18 protein-coding genes are annotated in these 20,243 nt (G+C 37.9%); 2 read left to right on the forward strand and 16 right to left on the reverse strand.

Annotation, left to right across the window (positions count from 1 at the left end):
* Positions 1–80: 80 nt before the first annotated feature.
* From ACKGJN_RS10240 to ACKGJN_RS10275, 8 genes are all read right to left on the reverse strand, one after another.
* Entirely contained in the window at positions 81–2,570 is a 2,490-nt protein-coding gene (locus ACKGJN_RS10240; RefSeq protein WP_409539397.1) for a PIG-L family deacetylase, read from the reverse strand.
* Positions 2,571–2,647: 77 nt separating this feature from the next.
* On the reverse strand, positions 2,648–3,187 hold the full coding sequence (locus tag ACKGJN_RS10245; RefSeq protein WP_409539398.1) for a mechanosensitive ion channel domain-containing protein: 540 nt from the start codon (positions 3,185–3,187) through the stop codon (positions 2,648–2,650).
* Positions 3,187–4,071, reverse strand: coding sequence for a septum formation inhibitor Maf (locus tag ACKGJN_RS10250; RefSeq protein ID WP_409539399.1), 885 nt, complete (start codon positions 4,069–4,071; stop codon positions 3,187–3,189). Before ACKGJN_RS10250 ends, ACKGJN_RS10245 begins: the two co-directional genes overlap by 1 nt.
* 70 nt (positions 4,072–4,141) lie before the next feature.
* Complete coding sequence (locus ACKGJN_RS10255; protein ID WP_409539400.1) at positions 4,142–4,732, reverse strand: Maf-like protein; 591 nt, start codon at positions 4,730–4,732, stop codon at positions 4,142–4,144.
* 4 nt (positions 4,733–4,736) lie between these two features.
* Positions 4,737–5,654 (reverse strand): geranylgeranylglycerol-phosphate geranylgeranyltransferase, encoded by a 918-nt coding sequence (locus ACKGJN_RS10260; RefSeq protein WP_409539401.1) that lies wholly within the window; start codon positions 5,652–5,654, stop codon positions 4,737–4,739.
* A gap of 11 nt (positions 5,655–5,665) precedes the next feature.
* Positions 5,666–5,992, reverse strand: a complete 327-nt coding sequence (locus tag ACKGJN_RS10265) for a DMT family transporter (RefSeq protein WP_409539402.1) — start codon at positions 5,990–5,992, stop codon at positions 5,666–5,668.
* Positions 5,989–6,510, reverse strand: coding sequence for a KdsC family phosphatase (locus ACKGJN_RS10270; RefSeq protein ID WP_409539403.1), 522 nt, complete (start codon positions 6,508–6,510; stop codon positions 5,989–5,991). The genes ACKGJN_RS10265 and ACKGJN_RS10270 overlap by 4 nt, the downstream gene beginning before the upstream one ends.
* A complete protein-coding gene (locus ACKGJN_RS10275; protein ID WP_409539404.1) occupies positions 6,494–7,255 on the reverse strand; it encodes a Rossmann-like and DUF2520 domain-containing protein in 762 nt (253 codons plus the stop codon). The genes ACKGJN_RS10270 and ACKGJN_RS10275 overlap by 17 nt, the downstream gene beginning before the upstream one ends.
* Before the next feature lie 123 nt (positions 7,256–7,378).
* On the opposite strand from ACKGJN_RS10275, the gene ccsA reads away from it, so the two are divergent.
* Positions 7,379–10,573 carry a cytochrome c biogenesis protein CcsA gene (gene ccsA, locus ACKGJN_RS10280; RefSeq protein WP_409539405.1) on the forward strand — a complete coding sequence of 1,065 codons (3,195 nt, stop codon included), beginning with the start codon at positions 7,379–7,381 and terminating at the stop codon, positions 10,571–10,573.
* A gap of 147 nt (positions 10,574–10,720) precedes the next feature.
* Here ccsA and fumC read toward each other — a convergent pair whose 3' ends face one another.
* Positions 10,721–12,118, reverse strand: coding sequence for a class II fumarate hydratase (gene fumC / locus ACKGJN_RS10285; protein ID WP_409539406.1), 1,398 nt, complete (start codon positions 12,116–12,118; stop codon positions 10,721–10,723).
* Positions 12,119–12,326: 208 nt separating this feature from the next.
* Here fumC and ACKGJN_RS10290 point away from each other — a divergent pair, with 208 nt between their 5' ends.
* The gene (locus ACKGJN_RS10290; protein ID WP_409539407.1) at positions 12,327–12,506 is read left to right on the forward strand and encodes a hypothetical protein; all 180 of its coding nucleotides are present in this window, start codon (positions 12,327–12,329) and stop codon (positions 12,504–12,506) included.
* Between the two features lie 130 nt (positions 12,507–12,636).
* On the opposite strand, the gene ACKGJN_RS10295 is transcribed toward ACKGJN_RS10290, so the two are convergent.
* The 7 genes from ACKGJN_RS10295 to prfB form a co-directional block, all read right to left on the reverse strand.
* Complete coding sequence (locus tag ACKGJN_RS10295) at positions 12,637–13,926, reverse strand: tetratricopeptide repeat protein (protein ID WP_409539408.1); 1,290 nt, start codon at positions 13,924–13,926, stop codon at positions 12,637–12,639.
* A gap of 63 nt (positions 13,927–13,989) precedes the next feature.
* Positions 13,990–14,682 carry a DUF4331 family protein gene (locus ACKGJN_RS10300; protein ID WP_409539409.1) on the reverse strand — a complete coding sequence of 231 codons (693 nt, stop codon included), beginning with the start codon at positions 14,680–14,682 and terminating at the stop codon, positions 13,990–13,992.
* A 26-nt stretch (positions 14,683–14,708) separates the two neighbouring features.
* Positions 14,709–15,386, reverse strand: coding sequence for a DUF4331 family protein (locus ACKGJN_RS10305; RefSeq protein WP_409539410.1), 678 nt, complete (start codon positions 15,384–15,386; stop codon positions 14,709–14,711).
* Between the two features lie 203 nt (positions 15,387–15,589).
* The gene (locus ACKGJN_RS10310; RefSeq protein WP_409539411.1) at positions 15,590–18,082 is read right to left on the reverse strand and encodes a TonB-dependent receptor domain-containing protein; all 2,493 of its coding nucleotides are present in this window, start codon (positions 18,080–18,082) and stop codon (positions 15,590–15,592) included.
* A gap of 100 nt (positions 18,083–18,182) precedes the next feature.
* A complete protein-coding gene (locus ACKGJN_RS10315) occupies positions 18,183–18,569 on the reverse strand; it encodes a hypothetical protein (RefSeq protein ID WP_409539412.1) in 387 nt (128 codons plus the stop codon).
* 108 nt (positions 18,570–18,677) lie between these two features.
* Positions 18,678–19,034, reverse strand: a complete 357-nt coding sequence (gene arsC / locus ACKGJN_RS10320; protein ID WP_409539413.1) for an arsenate reductase (glutaredoxin) — start codon at positions 19,032–19,034, stop codon at positions 18,678–18,680.
* 72 nt (positions 19,035–19,106) lie between these two features.
* Positions 19,107–20,205 (reverse strand): peptide chain release factor 2 gene (prfB, locus tag ACKGJN_RS10325; RefSeq protein WP_409539414.1). Its coding sequence is split into 2 segments (ribosomal slippage): positions 19,107–20,141 and positions 20,143–20,205, totalling 1,098 coding nucleotides; the frame shifts between segments, so codons are not numbered across the junction.
* Positions 20,206–20,243: the final 38 nt, after the last annotated feature.

Raw genomic sequence — 20,243 nt, forward strand, 5'->3', positions numbered from 1 at the left:
AATATTAAAATATAAAAGGCATTTGCCAGCAGTACAAAGGTGTATGATTTTTTCCAGATATATTTTTTGGGTTTATCCATCTATTTTCCAATTGAAATCATATTTGCGAACAAGCGGTAAGCGCCGGGAACACCTTCCGGGAATTGTCTAAAAAAGCTTATCCCGGTATAGATAAAATAGCCTTTTCCATATTTTGAAACCAGGAGGCTACCGTCTTTTGGAGTTTCATTCCTATCATTCATAGATAAAACCGGGGTAAATTCCGGCGCCCAGCTATTGGGGAAATATAAGCCGCGTTCCTGCACCCATCCATTAAAATCGGCACTGCTTATTTTGTTGGGAGAATTGAGAATAGGATGATTTGGGGCTAGAAAACGTACTTCTGCATCTTCCTCGGTCACTCTGTCACGGGAAATATTAAGTTTATAAGGTGCAATGGAATCTACAACAAGACCACGGTTCACGTTGTATTGCACGATAACAGTTCCGCCGTTTTCAACATATTTCAAGAGTGCCGGTTGTTTGAATTTTAAACCTTCCACCGTATTATATGCCCGAACTCCCAGAACTACCGCGTCAAATCCAGAAAGTGAGGCTGCCGAAATTTTTCCTGCATCTAGCCTGCTAACCTTATAACCAATTTGTTCAAGGCTTTCCGGGATTACATCACCTGCACCATCAATATAACCTATGTTCTCACCCTTTTTCCTGATGTTTAGCTTGACCAATTTGGTCTCAGCGGGAACAACCAGTGTTTGCAGGGGAATATGATTATAATCGATTTTAATTATTTCTCCGGAATACTCCTTGCCATTTACAGTAAGTATTGGGCTTAATATTATTTCATCCTGATTTTCGGGCGGAGTTATCTTGAAATTCATCGTTACCGATTCTCCTTTTTTAAGGATGTTGAAACTGGTTTCTTCCGGTTTTACTTCCCAGTTTCCATTAGATTTTAAAGAGATCTTTCCTGAAATGGAATCTTTTCCTGCAGTAATAATCACCGGAACAGTTTTAGAGGTTGCTTCAGCAAAAATCAAAACCTTTTCCCTGAATTTAACCGATACCGGCGGAAGGATTTCGAATGGCTGATATACTTCCCCTTTTACCGGATCATTATATTTAAAAACTACCGGCCTTTCAAACAAGATCTCTTCTCCATTGATTTTAACCTTAAATCTTGCTATAACACTGTTGGGGGCTTCCGGTAAACCAATCAGCTTTTGTACTTCAACTTCATACAATCCCAGGCTACCCTTATTTTTTAACCAATACGGGCTCGTAAATCCCGTTTTTCCATTGATCTTTAACCGGGTTTTTTCTTTCCAGGTTACATTATTCAGAAGAACCTTATTGGGTTCCAATTTTGAATTATTTGGTTCCAGTTCTACCGATACCAGGCTTATTTCTGCATTGCTACGGTTGATGGCTTCCAAATTAACAGTAAGCTCCTCAAAAGGAGTAGCACTTGAATTTACAGCATTTGCTTCCAGATATAAACCGGCAGCAGCCGATATAATATTTTTAATTTCTTTGGATTTTATTTTTCTCCAATGAACATCTTTTAGATCCTGTATCAGTTTATAGGCTTCAACAAGTTTGGGTAAACTTGCTGACGGATTTTTAAAATCATAGTGTTTTTCAACTTCAGCAAGAATTTCCCCTATTTCAGCACCGTTTTGAACTCGGTTCCAGGAAGTATCAATTCCAGCGAACAGATCAGATTGATCTTCGGGGAAGCTTCCTTCAATAAACTCCAGATATTCTATTTGTTCTCCACGGCTTCCGGTAGATCCAAAACCCTGCGACTGGTGCTCACTTCTGCTTAATGCAGCAATTTCAGGATTGGAAAGACCTTTTGAGGGAAAATAAACCCCGGTGTCAAATTGTAAAAAATTCGATTTATCGGCTTTTTCAAATTCCTCATCACTTCCGTAAAACCAGGGAGAAGTATTAAAAAACAACCTTTTGGGTTCAAAGGTTTCGGTATATTCCAATTGCTCTGGAAATGCCGTAGGATCTTTTGCAAGATTAAAAGCGCCAATGCTTAAAATGGCAGACGCGGTGTGCTGTCCGTGGGTTTCCCCTGAAGTTCGGTGATCAAACCTGTTGATGATAACATCGGGTTTAAAAGTTCTAAGCGCCCATACAATATCGCTGAGAATTTCCTCTTTTCCCCAAAATTTAAGGGCTTCTTCCGGGGTTTTTGTATATCCAAAATCAATGGCACGGCTAAACAATTGTTCCCCTCCATCAATTCTTCTGGCGGCCAAAAGTTCCTGAGTTCTTATAATACCCAGAAGTTCTTTAAGTTCCGGGCCTATTAAATTCTGTCCACCATCCCCTCGGGTAATAGATAAATATCCGGTTCGGGCTTTTATTTCATTGGAAAAATAGGAAATTAACCGGGTGTTTTCATCGTCCGGATGGGCAGCTAAATACAAAACAGAACCTAGAAAGTTCAGTTTTTTTATGGCATCATGTATTTCTACAGAATTTAATTTTTGTGGAGTTTGGGCATTGGAAAATGAAAAAACCAAACAGAGTATTAAGAATATAATTTTACGCATTTGAAAGATTTAATTTCAACTGTCTCAAATATATAAACTTTCAGCTGTTCTGGAACTATTTTTAAAGGCATTAACTTTTACAAGCTGTCCTTTCCTTCATCCAGATATACATCTTTTTTGATAAGGGTGACTGCCTTTTGCAGGATCAGGTTGTTTGGGTAGGTGGTAAGTTCCCCATGATCTGTCCTTAGGTGAAGGTGAAATGCCTTAATGTCTTCTATAACTGCTTCAATAGGCATATCCTTGTCGTGAATCAATATTTTATCACCAATTCGGTATGGAAATGAAAAAAACATGATGATTCCTGAGGTAATATTGCTGAGGATAGACCAAATGGCAAATAAGGCAACTCCAATTACTGCGAATGCAGATGAAAAAACAATGGCCAGTTTATCCAATCCCATTCCCCAGGCAAATGAAAACAGGAAGAAAGCGATTAGAAGCATCAGGATGTTGATGTACTTAAACATTAACCGGGTTCTTGTAATATTGATCTCGCTGTGTTTACCAACTTTATGAGCTGCTTTTCTAAGAATAAGCTGAAAAATGCCCAATATAATCGCTATTGCAATGGTACGGGCAATTTCATTCCGGTAAGTAATTAAAACTTCGTACATTAATTCAGGTTAAGAGTGTCGCGCAAATGTAAGTGATTATTGGAATTTTCAGTCCAGTATGCCGATTTTATCTCTGTCATTTTTGTTGCTGTAGTGATACTTTTTTTACCATCTTTCTCTGTGGTTTCTTCCCATTTTTCAATACTAAAGGGAAAACTGTTGTGGTAATAGATCTTTAATTCCCTTTTCAAATCGGGATATGTGATCTTGTAAACACTGAGTTCCTTGTCTTGATAAAATTCTGCCATAGCCTGGTACGGCTTTATTTCAGTATGATCCAGGCGAATATACTCAAAGGAAGGAATCATTTGGATTGTTCCGGTTGGAAGTTGTTCAGGATCTACCCTAAGCAGCATCCAGATCTCATTTTCCAGAAAGGTTTTATCTAAATTCAGTTCGTGATCTGCTTCGCCTGCAAAATAAGAGTGAGATTTAATTTCAAAGTCGGACCTGTTATTCAACTGCATATAAACCTGTCCACACCATTCCTGAATGGAGGCAGAAATTTTTAAAGCGTGTGAATTTCCCTCCAGCGGGAAGAAGGTGCTTTGCATAATGGAATAGGGGTAAATTCCGGTGATGAAATTTTTGGTGGTATTCAGTTTTAAAACAGGAATGTTGCCTGGGCTCTGAGAATTGGCTTTAACCTGGGATTCGGGAAGGAAATCTTCGGTCACAAAAATCAGGACTGCTGTTCCTGGGCGGGATTCACCATAACGGGTTTGGTCAAGCTTATAGGAAGTGATCTCGGCTTCGCCGGAAAACCAATAGTTTTTAAAATTTTGGGACAAATTTCTTTCCTGCAAAAGTGATTTCCCATCCGGTTTTTTTTCACAACTCAGGCTGAAGATCATTAATCCCAGCAAAAAGATCCTGTATTTCATAGAGACAACTTATTATCATTAAAAAAAGCGAGCAAATTCGTAAAATGAATAAAAATAAAATTACAAAAAATTAACCGGAAGCTATTTCCAGAAGTGTATCATAAACCAAATGGGTAGGCAAGCCAACAACATTAAAATAACTTCCTTCTACCCTGGTGATACCAATAAGACCTATCCATTCCTGAATCCCATATGCGCCGGCCTTATCCAGGGGATGATAATTCAGGATGTAATAATCGATTTCATCTTTAGTCAAATCCTTAAAAGTAACCCTGGTGGTTGCGTTTACCGTTTTTTGCTTTTCATTGGTGGTAAAAGTTACAGAAGTGATCACTTCATGAGTTTTTCCGGAGAGCGATTCCAGCATTTTAAAGGCTTCAGAAGAAGTTCCCGGCTTCCCTAAAGCCGTATCGTTATGCCACACGATAGTGTCGCTGGTGATAAGTATTTCGCGATCTTTTAATTTTCTAAGAAAAACTTTCGCTTTAAGTTCTGCCAAATAATCTGTTATTTCTGAAGACTTCAGCTCTTCCGGATATTCTTCCTTAACAGATTTATGTTCTACTATAAAAGGTATTCCCAGTTCTTTTAAAAATTGATGTCTTCTTGGGGAACCTGAAGCAAGAATAATATGATGATCTTTTAAAATTTCCTTTAACATAGCTTTAGAGTAAAATAAATTGATATAATCCTATTGAAAGCAAGCCTGTGAGCATAATTACTTTTAATATATCACTCAAGGAAGAAAATTGCCTTTTTGTTTTTGCTAAAAGAAGTTGGATAAGAAAATAGAGTAGTGGGGCAACAATTAGTAAAAGAGCATAAAGTACCGCATAAATATTTTCAAATAAATAATCATAGATATAAAAAAGGATCAATATCAAAGGAATTAATCCTATCAGAAATATGAACTTATTGGTTCGTTCTTTTCCCAGGGAGATCGTGAGGGAGTTTCTCCCGGAATTATAATCTCCATTCATATCCTGCTGATCTTTTATCATTTCCCTAAGCCAATTTATCAAAAATGCAAACAAGGAATAATCAAGAAGGATAGAAAAAATTATCGATTGCGTGAGTTTATTTGCAGGGGTTATAGCGGGCAAGAGATCAAACAATCCCATGATTATTATAACCATTGCCACCAGGCTGCTTATCACTAAATTTCCTATGATCAGCACGTTTTTCAGATAGGTTGCATAAAGATATAATAAGGCTGAAATAATAATAAAAATAGCGGAAAATCCAGGTCTTCCAATTAAATTGGATAGATAAAATCCAATCCCCACCCCTAGGATGGTCAATACGATATAAGCCGTTAAAGCTTTTTTTTCTGAAATATTCCTCCCCAGAACTTGTTTTTCCTGTCGGTTAATCCTGTCGGTTTCCATATCATAAACATCGTTTATGATATTTCCTGCGGCGGCGATGCAAACAGTAGAAAAACATAAAAGAAAAAATCCGAAATCGCTTAGCGTGATTGCAATTCCAAAAGGTTCAAACAAGGCATATTTAATTAGAACCTGTGTGAGGATAATGAGCAATAAGTTTTTATATCGAACCAGTTTTAGAATTGGTAGCAGCATAGGATTTTGTGTTATTCTGAAACAAATTTTAAACCTATCAGGGAAATAATAAGCGTTGTAAGAAAAAATAACCTCCAGAAATGAGCGGGTTCCTTAAAAATAAAAATTCCCAAAAGCACTGTTCCTACTGCTCCAATCCCGGTCCAAACTGCATAGGCAGTTCCAATGGGAAGGGTTTGGGTTGCCTTATAAAGAAAGATCATGCTTATAATAAGGGAAACAAGAAATCCTGTGAGCCACCATAGTGCGGTACTCCCTGAAGAGAATTTTGCTTTTCCAAGACAAAAAGCAAAGGCAACTTCAAATAATCCTGCAATTACGAGGAAGATCCAGTTCATAATGCATCATGATTTTGCATCCATTTTCCCTGAACTTTCAACACTTGTTCTATCACATCACGCACACATCCTTTTCCGCCCTTTTTATGAGATATATAGCGACTTGCAGCTTTAATTTCCTGAACAGCGTCCTGAGGGCAGCAAGGCAATCCCACCATTTTCATCGCATAAAGATCGGGAATGTCATCTCCCATATAAACTACATTTTCAGGATCGATTTCATAAACATCGAAAAATTCATCCAGTTTCTCGACCTTGTCCTGAATTCCCAGGAAAATATTGGTGATTCCAAGATCCCGTAGTCTTAAGCGAACACCTTCATTTTTGCCGCCGGAAATAATGCAAACGTTATATCCTGCGAGTTGGGCTGTTTTTAAAGCGTATCCATCCTTAATATTCATGGTTCTTAGCAAATCCCCCTGTGTGCTCACCTGTATGGAGCCATCGGTTAAAACGCCATCTACGTCGAATATGAAGGTGTCTACGTGGTTTAAATATTCTTTATAATTCTTTTCCATGAAGGTTTTGAATTGAACTGGTTAAGATTTGATATATTTTTTGTTGTTCCGAATTTAAAAGCGGTAAATGCGAATTTATTACCTCGAGATCATTTCGCATTGCGGGTCCTGTTTGAGCTTCTTTAGGACTTATGCTTTCAATTTTTAAAGCAGTTTCGTGAATGAGCGGATGTAAAATTTCAAAAGGGATCTCATTCTTTTTACAAATAGTTTCCCCTTCGGTATAAAGATAATTCACGAAATTGCTTACAAAAACCGCGGCAACGTGAAGGGATTTACGTTGTGCAGATGAGATATGAAAAACCTTATTTGAAATGCTTCCGGCCAATTGCTCCAGCAATTCAAGATCGGGTTTGTTTTTGGCCTCTATACAAATCGGGATATTTTTAAAATCCACCGGTTTGTTTTTTGAAAAGGTTTGCAGCGGGTAAAAGACCCCTGCATGTTCAAAATTTTGAAATACAGTTAAAGGAACCGCGCCCGAGGTGTGAAGAATAAGCGCTTCAGGATTTTTAATGTTCGATGCAATTTCACCAATAGCGTCATCCTTTACCGCAAGCAGGTAAATATCTGCAGGAAAAACTTCAGAGAATTTAGTGGTGGTTGGAATTTTATTTTTAAAAGTGCTCAGACTTTCGGAACTATGATTATAGACCTGAATGACCTTAAATTTTTCCGAATTGGAAAAAGCCCTGAAAAGATGGAAAGCTACATTCCCGGTTCCAAAAAGTACGATGCTCTTCATTCGGCTAAATTACCAAAAATTCCGCGTTTTAAATTAACATTCGTTTTTTAGTAATTCATCATATTTCACAAGGTCTAAGTGGTTAAGTTTAGTTAAATTTGCAGCGTTTTAAAGTAGTCTTAAATGCAAAATAAAATAGCGTCTGTTATATTCTCAACCCGGATTATGGCCGTCTTGTTCATTGTTTTCTCCATCGCAATGGCTTTGGGGACCTTCATAGAAAGTTTTTATACGATTGAAACCGCAAGGGTTATGATCTATAATGCCTGGTGGTTTGAGGCTATCATGGTGTTTTTCGTGATAAATTTCGCAGGAAATATTTACCGGTATAAACTTCATAAACGGGATAAATGGTCTTCCCTTTTAATTCATCTTTCCTTTGTTCTTATTCTTTTGGGTGCTTTTGTGACCCGATACATAAGTTATGAAGGAATTATGCCCATTCGTGAAGGGGAAACAACCAATACTTTCCTTTCAGAACAAACTTATCTCATAGCCTATATCGATGGGGAAATCGATGGAACACCCCGAAGAAGGGTGATCGAAAAACCGGTTCTTCTGGCTCCCGAAACAGAAAATGATGAAAGTATCAACACCGATTTTAATGGGCAACCTGTAAAAATTGAAGTTGTTAATTTTATTCACGGAGCAAAAGAGGGGCTTGTTTTGAGCGAATCTGGGGAAAATCACCTTCAAATTGTAGAAGCCGGGGATGGAGTCCGGCATGAGCATTTCCTGAAGGAAGGCGAAGTGGCCAATATCCATAACATCCTTTTTGCATTGAATGTCCCAACCGATGGAGCGGTGAATATCACGGTAGATGAAGCTGAAGGGATTTATAAAATCAACACTCCTTTTGAAGGAACTTTTTTACGAATGTCAGACCAGTTGGAAGGCGAAGTGATATCCGACAGCACGCAAACCCTGATGTTACGATCCTTGTATAATTTAGGCGGAATGCAGTTCGTGCTTCCCGAACCAATGGCACGGGGAACTTATGATATTATTCCCACAGAAGAAAAGGATATGAGCCAGTCTGATGCAGTTACCCTGAAAGTTACTTCCGGAGGAGAATCAAAAACTTTAAGTATGCTGGGCGGAAAAGGCCATGTGAATCCACCAAAAAATGTTAGTGTTGGCGGACTTGACCTTTTTGTTAATTATGGTTCCAAAGAGATGGAATTGCCGTTTTCCATTAAATTGACTGATTTTATTGCTGAAAAATATCCAGGGACAGAAAGCAATCCAACACCAAGTTATGCCTCTTTTAAAAGCAAGGTGGAGGTAATCGAGGAGGATGGAAATTCCTTTCCATATGAGATCTTTATGAATCATGTTTTGGATAAAGATGGTTTCAGGTTTTTCCAGGCATCTTTTGATGCCGATGAAAAAGGGACTGTCCTATCGGTAAATCACGATTTTTGGGGAACCTGGATCACGTATATAGGATATTTCCTTTTATACCTTGGTTTGATGCTTATTTTATTTGATAAAGGAAGTCGATTTGGAAAACTGAAAGAAATGCTGGACAAGGTAAAGGCGAAAAAAGCGAAATTGAGTATCCTTTTAGCTTTGTTTATGTTGGGCGGGACCGGATTTGCCCAGGAAGATCAGGAACAGGATCACGGCCATATAAAATCCAAAAAAGAACAGGTGGATTCCATTTTACAAAGCACTATGGTAAATCCTGAACATGCAGCAAAATTTGGGAAACTTGTAATCCAGGATGCAGGGGGAAGGATGAAACCTGCGAATACCTTTTCTTCGGAATTACTTCGGAAACTAAGTAAAAAGGATAGTTACGAAGGTTTTAATGCCGACCAGATCCTTGTGTCAATGACCGAAAACCCTGCGGTATGGTACAATGTTCCCTTTATTTATGTAAAACCCAACAACGATAGTATCAGGCATATAACCGGAGTTTCTGAAGACCAGAAATATCTGGCCATGACAGATTTCTTTGACAATACTGGGGTTTACAAATTATCACCATATCTCGAGAAAGCTTATCAGGCAGCCGTTCCGGATCAATTTCAGAAGGATTTTATTGAAACCGACAGGAAAGTGAATCTTTTGTTTAATGCCCTGCAGGGTAATGTACTTCGTGTTTTTCCTATTCCGGGCGATGAAAACAATAAATGGGTTTCTTTTCCCGAAGTTCCGGAAGCGAACTTTAAGGGAATGGATTCTGTTTATGCGAGGCAAATCCTGCCTATTTATATGAATACGCTCCGGGAAGCAAGATCTTCGGGAGATTATACCCAGGCTACTGAACTGCTTGAGAGCATCAAAGGTTTTCAGAAAAAATTTGGGGGTGAAGTAATGCCTTCAGACCGCAAAATAGAAGCGGAGGTCCTTTATAACAAATACGATATATTCAAAAACCTGTATATATGGTATATGTTGGCTGGTTTACTGATGATGGTATTTGTGATCGTACAAATTTTTAAAGATTCTAAACCGATTGAAATTCTAATAAAAATAAGTGCAGTTTCAATTTTGCTCATGTTTATAGTGCATACACTGGGACTTGCTGCCAGATGGTATATTTCCGGACACGCGCCCTGGAGTGATGCCTATGAATCCATGATCTATGTTGCCTGGGCGACTATGTTCTTTGGTCTTGCCTTTGGGAGAAAAAGCGATCTTACTATTGCCTCAACTTCATTTGTGACAGCGATGATCCTTATGATAGCACACTGGAACTGGATGGATCCTTCCATAGCCAACCTTGTACCTGTGCTGGATTCTTACTGGTTGATGATCCATGTATCGGTAATTGTGGGCAGTTACGGGCCTTTTACACTTGGATTAATTCTGGGGGCAGTCTCGTTGTTGCTTATGATTATGACCACCGAGAAGAATAAGGTTAAAATGGATTTGAATATTAAAGAAATCACCATAATTACTGAAATGGCTCTTACCGTTGGATTAGTAATGTTAACCATTGGAAACTTCCTTGGAGGTCAATGGGCCAATGAAAGCTGGGGACGTTACTGGGGTTGGGATCCAAAAGAAACCTGGGCACTTATAAGCATTATGATATATGCTTTCGTGATCCATATGCGCCTGGTTCCCGGATTGCGCAGCAGGTGGTTCTTTAACCTTATGGCTATTGTGGCCTTTGCGAGTATTATGATGACCTACTTTGGAGTGAACTTTTATCTCGCCGGATTGCATTCCTATGCCAGCGGGGATAAAGTAATCACGCCTACATTTATCTATTATTCTATTGCAGCAGTTGCTGTTCTTGGGGCTTTATCTTATTGGAAATTCCAGAAATATTACAGCAAGGGATCTAAAAGCGGTACTAAATAAATTTTTCCCTCATTGAGGGTTTAATTCCCCGAGGCCTGCCCGAATCATTCAGACGGGCTTGCCTCGAATTTTTAAAAGTTGTTTCCCTTCATAAAAAAAAATCCTGCTGATTCAGCAGGATTTTTTTATAAATGTTTTGGTTTAGGACTATTTCAATCCGCCAACCATATCTTTTGGTTTTACCCACTCATCAAACTCTTCAGGAGTTACATATCCAAGATTAACAGCTTCTTCTTTTAAAGTAGTTCCGTTTTTATGGGCAGTATTGGCAATTTCTGCAGCCTTGTAATAGCCTATTTTAGTGTTTAAGGCAGTTACAAGCATTAGCGAATTATCCACCAGCTCTTTTATTCTTTTGTGATTGGGTTCAATTCCACTGGCGCAATGCTCTTCAAAAGAAGTACAGGCATCTCCAAGAAGCTGGGCACTTTGAAGAAAATTAGCGGCCATTACAGGTTTGAAGACATTAAGTTCAAATTGTCCCTGCATTCCTCCAACACTTATAGCAACATCATTCCCCATTACCTGCGCACAAACCATAGTTAAGGCTTCGACCTGGGTAGGGTTTACTTTGCCAGGCATAATTGAAGAACCAGGCTCATTCGCCGGGATATTGATTTCCCCAATTCCACTTCGTGGGCCGGAAGAAAGCATCCTAATGTCATTGGCAATTTTATTCAAAGAAACTGCCAGTTGTTTAAGTGCACCGTGAGATTCCACAAAAGCATCGTGGGCAGCAAGTGCCTCGAACTTATTTGGGGCAGAGATGAATGGAAGATCGGTGAATTTTGTAATAAACTCTGCTACGCGTTTTGAATAGCCTTTGGGAGTATTCATTCCGGTTCCTACTGCTGTTCCACCTAAAGCCAATTCAGATAAATGCGGCAACGTGTTTTCAAGGGCTCTTATTCCGTGATCCAGTTGGGCTACATACCCACTAAATTCTTGCCCCAGGGTTAGGGGAGTGGCATCCATAAAATGGGTACGACCTATTTTAACCACATCCTTAAACTCTTCCGATTTTTTCTTTAACGTGTTTCGGAGCTTTTTTACCCCGGGAATGGTAACTTCATGTATTTTCTTGTAGGCAGCAATATGCATTCCTGTTGGGAATGTGTCATTGGAAGACTGTGATTTATTAACGTCATCATTTGGCTGAAGCGTTTTTTCACCCTCTCCTATAATCTTTCCTGCCAATTGATGGGCGCGATTGGCAATTACCTCGTTAAGGTTCATATTGCTTTGCGTTCCACTCCCTGTTTGCCAAATAACCAATGGAAACTGGTCGTCGTGTTTTCCGGCGAGGATCTCATCACACACCTGTGCGATGAAATCCCGCTTTTCAACCGGAAGGGCACCAAGTTCGCAGTTTGTAAATGCCGCTGCCTTTTTGAGGTAGGCAAAGCCGTATATTATTTCCAGTGGCATACTTCCCGGAGCCCCAATTTTAAAATTATTTTTTGAACGTTCGGTCTGGGCAGCCCATAATTTATCTGATGGTACCTTTACATCGCCCATTGTGTCTTTCTCTATTCTATAGTCCATGGTTGCTTTAAATTAGATTACAAATTTACAGGTTAGGGTTTTTTTAATCTTTAAAATTTGTACAAATTTTCAATCTTTTTTAAATAGATTGAATTAAAATCTTCTGAATAAGCCTGAAACTTAATTTATACCGTAAAAATTAATTTTTTATTGGTAGAAAATAGTTAGAGTTAGTATCTTTGCCAATACTTGAAAACCAACTGTACTTATGTTTGAATTTGATCAATACCTCGGCTTTATAGCATTTCTTACAATTTTAACTATCGGTTTCTGGCTGATGATCTTTTTAGTTGCCATAGTTCCTTATTGGATAGGTGGCTCTGTTATGGAATTGCTTAAAGAAAAGAAAGAGAAAAAACGTTTGGAAAAAGAGGCTAAAAGACAATAAAAGTTTTCCTTTTAATCTTTTAACTCAAATTCACTTTTAATAAAAGGTATTTAATTTAAAATTACCTCCAAAATAAAAAGGTTGTCCAATTGGGCAACCTTTTTCTGGTTTTTAAATCGATTTCTTAAATCTAGAGGGAATGAATTTCTCTTAATTTCACAGGCCCCATCTCATAACCGGCTTCTAACAATTCTTCCTTTATATCTTTCACCATATCCGGCATCATGTTAGCCTTGTAAATTTTCGCTATCGTAAGCAGGGCCGTAGGCTCAAAGGTTTTATCGATCACATGATCATTGATTATTTTCAAAGCTTTTTCTTTATTGCCATTTACTAAATTAGCAAGGGCAAGTAATTGGTAGGTTTCTGGAGTTGCCCGATTCTTAATTTCTTGTTCAGCTAAAGCCAGGGCTTCCTTTTTAGTTGCAGGGTCTCCGGCAAACAACGCTATCTTATAAGTGTTGTACATATTCCCGTAACCTGGGTTATTTGACAATTTCCAAAAGGAATCCATCGCATCTTTTTTAGCTTTTTCATCATTTTGAAATTCTGCTATTTCAGCTTTTAGCAAATAATAATCTGGCGAAACATGTGCTTTTAACACAGAATCAAGTATGCGTTGTGCCTCAACACTATTATTGTCTTTAGAATACGCTATCCAGGCAATTCCTTTTTTAGCATAGGCATTGGAACTATCTATTTCCAATGTCTTTAAATAGTGCTCGTAACTATCCTCTATTCTTCCGTCGTGGCCATAATAATCGGCTATATTGGAATATACCCATAGAAGCATGGCCCTGTTTTTACTGGCTTCTGCCTTTTCCTTCGCTCTTTCCATGAACATAATGGTCATGTCCAACTTTCCTTTGTAATCATTCCATTTGGCAGCTCTGATTATATAATTGAAATCCTGCGGATCTGCAAAAAGTTTTTTGATGCTGTCTGCTTTGGTATAATTTCCCAATTCCATATATACATCAAAAAGTAAATGTTGAGTTGCAGGGATGTTTTTAGATAATTGAGCAGCAGAATCGGCATATACCAAGGCCTCTTTAAATTTATGCTGAGAAATATAGTTTCTAGCTAAGGATCTGTAATAAATTTCTTTATCGATATTGGCAACTTTCACAGCCTTTTCCAGTGATTGCTCTGCTTTTTTAAGGTAAGCGATATTTCCGGTAGATTCGAAAAACATATTATATTGACCTGCTACTGCCGCAAAACTTGGCAATTCAACACTATCTGTTGTTATTTTTGAATTCCAAAGTTCGAAATAAGGAGATGTGGTGCGTGCTTTCTGAATAGCTAAATAGTTGTTATAATCTTCAGAATTAGTAATCTTACTTTCTTGTTCAGAAGTTGATTCTTTACAACCTATTATAAGTAAAAAACTTAGCAATAAAAATAGATGGATTTTCATGGTTGATACTTTTGGTTAAAAAAAGCCCTTTTTACAGGGCTTTTTAATAAGGTTAATTATAATTTATTCCGGTGCGCCTATGTAAGGAAAGCTGGTAGAAATATTATCTGCAGTAATAGAAACTCCATCTGTAACTAATTGTGGAAGTCCATCCTGACCATTAAATCTGGCTCCGGTTTCCCCACCAAATAATAAAATAAGGGAAATATCTATCACATCATCCTGAAGTTTTCTCCCTGTAAAACCTATTGCTCCATCGAAAGTTGGTGCTCCGGCTCCTGCATTAAAGTACGTTGTTGGCGCGTTTGGCGCAACTTCTAATACATCATTAGCCAATACCGTTGTTAAAACCGTAGCCGATACCGGATTAGGATTAGTTTCTGAGGTTGGTTCTGGGCCATTAAGAATATCTCCTAAAATGTTTGGTTGATAATCTACATCTTCTGCTGTAAGCCCTAAAGCAATAGCATAGGCATCATGCAAGCCTTCTAATTGCGCTTCAAAACTTTCCTGAAAAGTTGCTTGCATCATAGAAGGGATTGTTAGGTTATGCATGTTCTTAATATCTGCACTTCCGCTTAAAACCGTGTTTATTCCTGGTCTACCCATATGGTCCACCTGACTAAAAGATCCGCTGAAATCTACTTCTGTGGAAGGGTTTACTGGACGCATACTATCATCGTCATTACTACATCCAACTACCAGGAAGCTGGCACAAAATGCTGCGAATAAAAATTTTATATTATATAATTTCATAATTCTATGTTTTTAAGATTGATATTTTATTGTTTTCTGTTTGTAGTTACCCAGGTTTTATATACTGGTACACCTATTACATTAACAGCAGTTGGAGTTCCCAATAAAGCGTTTGGTACCTCTAAAGCTATAGATAATGTATTGGCACCATCAAAAGTGTCTGTTCCGGGAACATTAAATCCAGAATTGTCTGAAGGAGATGGAGCAATTACTTCATTAAATCGAATAAAGTCGAAATAGAAAGCATCTTGTCTTGGTCCTGCAAATAATGAAACTCCATTACTTGTAGTAGTTGTAATAGCGGATGTAGCAGAAATTTCTACAGACCCTAAAGTACTTCCGGTTGCTACCTGACTGTTAAGGCCAGTTGATGTTGGACTAAACGGTCCGAAGAAATACATAGTTCCATCTCGTGGAATTGCTTGAATAACCTGATCTTCTACCAGGTCACCATCCAGATCTATGTTGATCTCGATCAATACATCCTCGTCGAATTCACCATACGTTAAATCTGGCAAAACATTAGACTGTACATCTACAATAAAAACCGTGTTGTCTGAACCTGTTGTTGGTTCAAAAGCATAAAAATCGGCGATATCGGCAGAAGTTCCTGCTACACCTGGTGCGTCAATGTGATCGGCGGCAATAAATATTGGCGCTGCCAATAGTATTCCTAAAACCGCAAAAATTTTAATCTTTTTCATAAGGATTGGTTTAATATTTAATAGACCATTATTGGACTACACTTGAATATACGCGAATAAAGAAGGGGCGGTTTTTCAGGGATCGTTAAGATTTTGTTAAACGGGAATTATCGGGAATCACACTTTTAGGATAACTTAAATTCCACTAAAAAGAAAAACCCCGATTCATTGAATCGAGGTTTTTATTGAAAGTGCTCAGGGTTCTATCCTTCGTACTCTCCACCATCATCATCTCCATTCTGGCGGTTTCTTCGAGCCTGATCTCTTTTTTGCTCATTGAATCTATAAACAAAGGCTACATTAAAAGATCGTTGTCTCCACTGGAATTCACTAAACCTGTCATAGGTAGCGGTAGAGGTAAAGGATTCTCTTTTTCTGCTGTTTAGCAAATCCCTTATATTAAAAGATAGGGTGGCATTTTTATTAAATAATTCTTTGCTCAGGGCAAGGTCTATTGATAAAATTCCTTCCTGGGTTCCCTGAACTCCTTCTGAAGCACCACGGTAAAACATATTTGTTTGCCAGTCTATATTTGCCGGAAGACTTACTTTAGAGCTAAAACGCGCAAAATAACTGGTATTCTCGGTGCTATAATCTATATCATTAAATTCTCCTTCAGTATTAAACTGGAAAAAATTGAAACTACCATTGAGTCGAAGCCATTTGGCAGGATTATAAAGCAGCCCAAGTTCAGCACCAATCCTTTCATTGCTGGAAAGGTTTACAGGAATTGTACGAATGACATTGGTGCCGGCAATATTTTGTTCTATACGTTCAAAACTATCCGTTTCATTTTGATAGTATACAGAAGAGGTTAGGGTCAATTTTTCCCATCGTTTCAAATATCCAAGATCAAATGCATTGGAAAACGCGGGTTGTAAATTTGGATTTCCCTGGAAAACATTGTTTGTGCTGCTTCTGGATGGAAATGGATTGATATACCAGCCACGAGGCCTGTTTATTCTTCGGTTATACCCGATGGTGATATTTTCCCGATCTGCAATTTCATAGATAAGATTCACTGTTGGGAACAAACCTAAATAATTATTATCAAAATCGGTATCAATAGGAAAACCAAATTCTTCCTGAAGTTCTGCTTCGGTTAGTTCTGAATCTATTTCTCCTTTTAGGTTGGTATTCTCGAGCCTTAAACCTAATAGAAAGGAAAATTCCCCAAATTTAGTTCCATATTGTGTATAAAGCGCCTGTACATTTTCTGTGTAATCAAAAACGTTTGTCAAATTCTCATTGAGCACCAATTCCCCGGTTTCCTGAGATTCTTGTCTTATCACATAATCTGTTACCTCATTTTGAAAATTCCCACGGTATCCTGCTTCAAATTGAGAATCCTCGCCAAAAGGAAGTACATAATCTGCCTGGAGTAAAAACTCATCCTGGGTTTCCTTTTGATTTATATTTTCTCCAAATAAAAACCGTTCATAACTTATGGTATTATAATTCTCATTTTCACCTATCACGGTAGTTTGGGTTTCCTTGTCTTTTTCATACTGGAAATCAGCCGTGAGTTTATGTCCGTTGTCATCAAGATTATTTATGTAGTTTAAAGCAAACTGGAGGCTGTTGTCTTCCTCCAGTTGATTTTCCTTTCTTGTGGTTCCATAAACTTGAGAGCCGCCAAGGTAATTGTCGGTAATATTTGTGGTGAGATCTTCATCTTCACCCGTTCTCAAAAATATACTTGCAGTAAGAGAGGATTTATCTGTCACATAATATTCTACTCCAAAATTGGTGTTAAATCCACGGTTTAACCTTGTTATCTCCCTGTCCTCAACAATCCTGTCAAAATCAGATCGGCTATTTTCATTATACCGGGTATCAAAAAAACCATTTCCGGGAGCATCATAATATCGAAATCCGGAGGTGTTGAATAAATTAAATTTATCTGTTCGGAAATTTAGATTGGCAGAAATTCCTGCGTTATCCGGATAACCTGCATTCAATGTTACAGAACCATTAAATCCAAGGGTTTTTTCCTTCCTGAGGATAATGTTTAAAATCCCTGCAGTTCCCTCGGCGTCATATCTTGCAGAAGGAGATGTGATAACCTCCACACGTTCAATAGCTTCTGCAGGTAATTGTCCAAGTACATCGGAACTCCCAAATCCTGCAAGGGCAGAAGGTTTTCCGTTGATAAGAATACGTACGTTTTGATTTCCCCTAAGGCTTATTCCACCATCCAGATCTACAGATACAGAAGGAACATTATTAAGTGCATCGGAAACCGTACCTCCGGCAGTGGTGAGATCCTTCCCTATATTATAGATTTTTTTATCCAAACGTACTTCAACCTCGGTAGTTTCTGCCCTAACTAAAACTTCATCCAGACTGTTTGAAGCAAAACCCAGCACAATAGTACCAAGATCAAGATTTGAATTTACCTGGCGATTGTTAAAATTTTTACTCTCAAAAGAGATGAATTCTACTTTGATATTATAAGTTCCGGAAGGCACCGGGATTGAAAAATCCCCATCCACATCCGTAACTCCACCATCGATAAAATTGGGATCATTGGGTTTTGTAATGGAAATTGTAGCATATTCCAACGGAATACCTAAATCATCGTCAATAACTTTTCCTGAAATCGTAAAATCACGGGATTGAGCGGAAGCTGATAAATTAATGGAGAAGATTATAATCAGTAAAAAACTGAAGGAAAGGCACTTTTTGATGGTCATAGCAATCTTTTTTTCTTTGACCACTATAAGGCAAAATGGTTTAATCCCAAGATGTTAAAAAACAGTTAAGGAAAAATATGTATAGAATGAAGGAAAGGCATCACACTGATTGTGAATCCATAATCTTATTGGGAATTTTTTTATTTATTCCGATATAATTTTCAAACTGGAACTCACTTAATATTTTTTGCAGATTTTTGTGTTCTCTGCGTTGGATTTTTTGCAGTTTAGTTATCTTTTCACTTTCTGGACTATCAGAATTTATGATTTCATTCTTGAAGATTGTAAATTCAATGATGATGTCTTCCAGCCTTGAAGTCTGCTCCGCATTTAATCCTAACTTTTCCTTCCAGTTGAAAGCTATTTCCCTGGCAATGTCCAGTAATTCCTTTCGGTTTCTGTTATGAATGAATATTTGAGAATACACAAAACCTCCAACCATAATAGAAGATAATCCTAAAAGTAAAATTCTATTTTTAAGTTTCATATGTAGCTTGTTATTGATTTTTATCAGTCATATGTAATTTGCATATCTTCATCGGTGTTTGTATCGTATTTCTGTTATGCTCATTTCATACGTAGTCATTTATAATTTTTATTCGGAAAATCTCTTTAAAAAATTTTCAATATTGACAGTAGGTCTTCCAATTACCGCAGCGTTTTTGTTTTCTAAAATCGGTCGTTCTATTAACTTTGGATATTTTGCCATTACTGTTATCAACTCCTGATCGCTGAGATCTTTATCCTGAAATTTTTCTTTCCAGATACTTTCCTTTGTGCGTATTAATTGAATAGGGGTCATACTTAACTTTTCCAGCAAATCACTCAACTCCTTTTCTGATAAGGGTTCTTTTAAATATTCCCTTATCTGAAATTCTTTCCCGGAATTTTCCAGTATTTCCAATCCTTCCCTGGATTTTTTACATCTTGTATTGTGGTAAATCGTAATCATAGCTGGTTTTTCACTTTGCATATTGAAAATAAGCAATATATCTCAATCTCAAAACTTTCTTTCAGGTTTTGATCAATCTTCATGTTTTTGTCCCATCATCATTAGAAATGCTTTTAAAAACCTGTCTATATCGCCATCCATAACGGCTTCTACATTTCCTGTTTCTTCAGCAGTTCGAACATCCTTTACAAGTTTATAGGGATGCATGACATAATTCCTAATTTGGGAACCCCATTCAATTTTCATTTTAGAATCCTCAATTTCCCTTCGCTGCGCCTGTTGTTTTTGAAGTTCTATTTCATACAACTGACTTTTTAGCAACTGCATAGCCTTGGTTTTGTTTTCCAACTGAGAGCGGGTTTCCGAATTTTCCACTACAATACCTGAAGGAGCGTGGCGTAAACGCACAGCGGTTTCCACCTTGTTCACATTTTGCCCACCGGCACCCGAGGATCTCATGGTTTCCCAGGAAATATCTGCTGGGTTGATATCGATCTCTATGGAATCATCTACCAAAGGATAGACATATACCGAAGCAAATGAAGTATGACGTTTTGCATTGCTGTCAAAAGGAGAAATTCGTACCAATCTGTGCACCCCATTTTCACTCTTTAACCAACCAAAAGCATACTCCCCTTCAATTTCAAGGGTTACGGTTTTTATACCAGCAGTTTCTCCAGCTTGATAATTGAGCTCCTTAAGGTTGAATCCCCTTTTTTCTGCCCATCGCATATACATCCTCATAAGCATTTCTGCCCAATCGCAACTTTCGGTACCACCGGCACCGGCTGTAATTTGAAGTACCGCGCTTAAACTATCTCCTTCATCAGAAAGCATGTTTTTAAACTCCAGTTCTTCAATAAGATTAACTGCCTGTTCGTTCCTGGCATCCACATCTTCAGCAGAAGCTTCTTTTTCCTTATAAAATTCGTAGATAATTTCCAGGTCATCCACCAAAGTCTCGGCTTTGAGATATTGGTCTACCCATTTCTTTTCAGAATTCAACCCACGCATTAGTTCTTCTGCTTCCCTGGGATTGTCCCAAAAATTAGGAGAATAGGTTTTTTCTTCCAGATTGGAAATTTCTATTTGTTTGGCATCAACGTCAAAGATACCTCCTTAACGCTACCAGGCGATCTCTGAGATCCTTTATATGTTCTGAATTGATCATATTTTAATTTAATTTGACGTAAAAATAGAATTAAACCC

Origin of the sequence: Gillisia xinjiangensis, from assembly GCF_046298265.1 — a bacterium.
GTDB classification, from domain to species: Bacteria; Bacteroidota; Bacteroidia; order Flavobacteriales; family Flavobacteriaceae; genus Gillisia; species Gillisia xinjiangensis.

Bases quoted from the DNA above. Each gene is read 5' to 3' on its own strand.
- ACKGJN_RS10245 (WP_409539398.1), bottom strand. From the start codon at position 3,187: ATGTACGAAGTTTTAATTACTTACCGGAATGAAATTGCCCGTACCATT.
- ACKGJN_RS10275 (WP_409539404.1), bottom strand. From the start codon at position 7,255: ATGAAGAGCATCGTACTTTTTGGAACCGGGAATGTAGCTTTCCATCTT.
- ACKGJN_RS10315 (WP_409539412.1), bottom strand. From the start codon at position 18,569: ATGAAACTTAAAAATAGAATTTTACTTTTAGGATTATCTTCTATTATG.
- ACKGJN_RS10270 (WP_409539403.1), bottom strand. From the start codon at position 6,510: ATGGAAAAGAATTATAAAGAATATTTAAACCACGTAGACACCTTCATA.
- arsC (WP_409539413.1), bottom strand. From the start codon at position 19,034: ATGATTACGATTTACCACAATACAAGATGTAAAAAATCCAGGGAAGGA.
- ACKGJN_RS10255 (WP_409539400.1), bottom strand. From the start codon at position 4,732: ATGTTAAAGGAAATTTTAAAAGATCATCATATTATTCTTGCTTCAGGT.
- ACKGJN_RS10290 (WP_409539407.1), top strand. From the start codon at position 12,327: ATGTTTGAATTTGATCAATACCTCGGCTTTATAGCATTTCTTACAATT.
- ACKGJN_RS10250 (WP_409539399.1), bottom strand. From the start codon at position 4,071: ATGAAATACAGGATCTTTTTGCTGGGATTAATGATCTTCAGCCTGAGT.
- ACKGJN_RS10260 (WP_409539401.1), bottom strand. From the start codon at position 5,654: ATGCTGCTACCAATTCTAAAACTGGTTCGATATAAAAACTTATTGCTC.
- ACKGJN_RS10265 (WP_409539402.1), bottom strand. From the start codon at position 5,992: ATGAACTGGATCTTCCTCGTAATTGCAGGATTATTTGAAGTTGCCTTT.
- ACKGJN_RS10240 (WP_409539397.1), bottom strand. From the start codon at position 2,570: ATGCGTAAAATTATATTCTTAATACTCTGTTTGGTTTTTTCATTTTCC.
- ACKGJN_RS10300 (WP_409539409.1), bottom strand. From the start codon at position 14,682: ATGAAATTATATAATATAAAATTTTTATTCGCAGCATTTTGTGCCAGC.
- ccsA (WP_409539405.1), top strand. From the start codon at position 7,379: ATGCAAAATAAAATAGCGTCTGTTATATTCTCAACCCGGATTATGGCC.
- fumC (WP_409539406.1), bottom strand. From the start codon at position 12,118: ATGGACTATAGAATAGAGAAAGACACAATGGGCGATGTAAAGGTACCA.
- ACKGJN_RS10295 (WP_409539408.1), bottom strand. From the start codon at position 13,926: ATGAAAATCCATCTATTTTTATTGCTAAGTTTTTTACTTATAATAGGT.
- ACKGJN_RS10305 (WP_409539410.1), bottom strand. From the start codon at position 15,386: ATGAAAAAGATTAAAATTTTTGCGGTTTTAGGAATACTATTGGCAGCG.
- ACKGJN_RS10310 (WP_409539411.1), bottom strand. From the start codon at position 18,082: ATGACCATCAAAAAGTGCCTTTCCTTCAGTTTTTTACTGATTATAATC.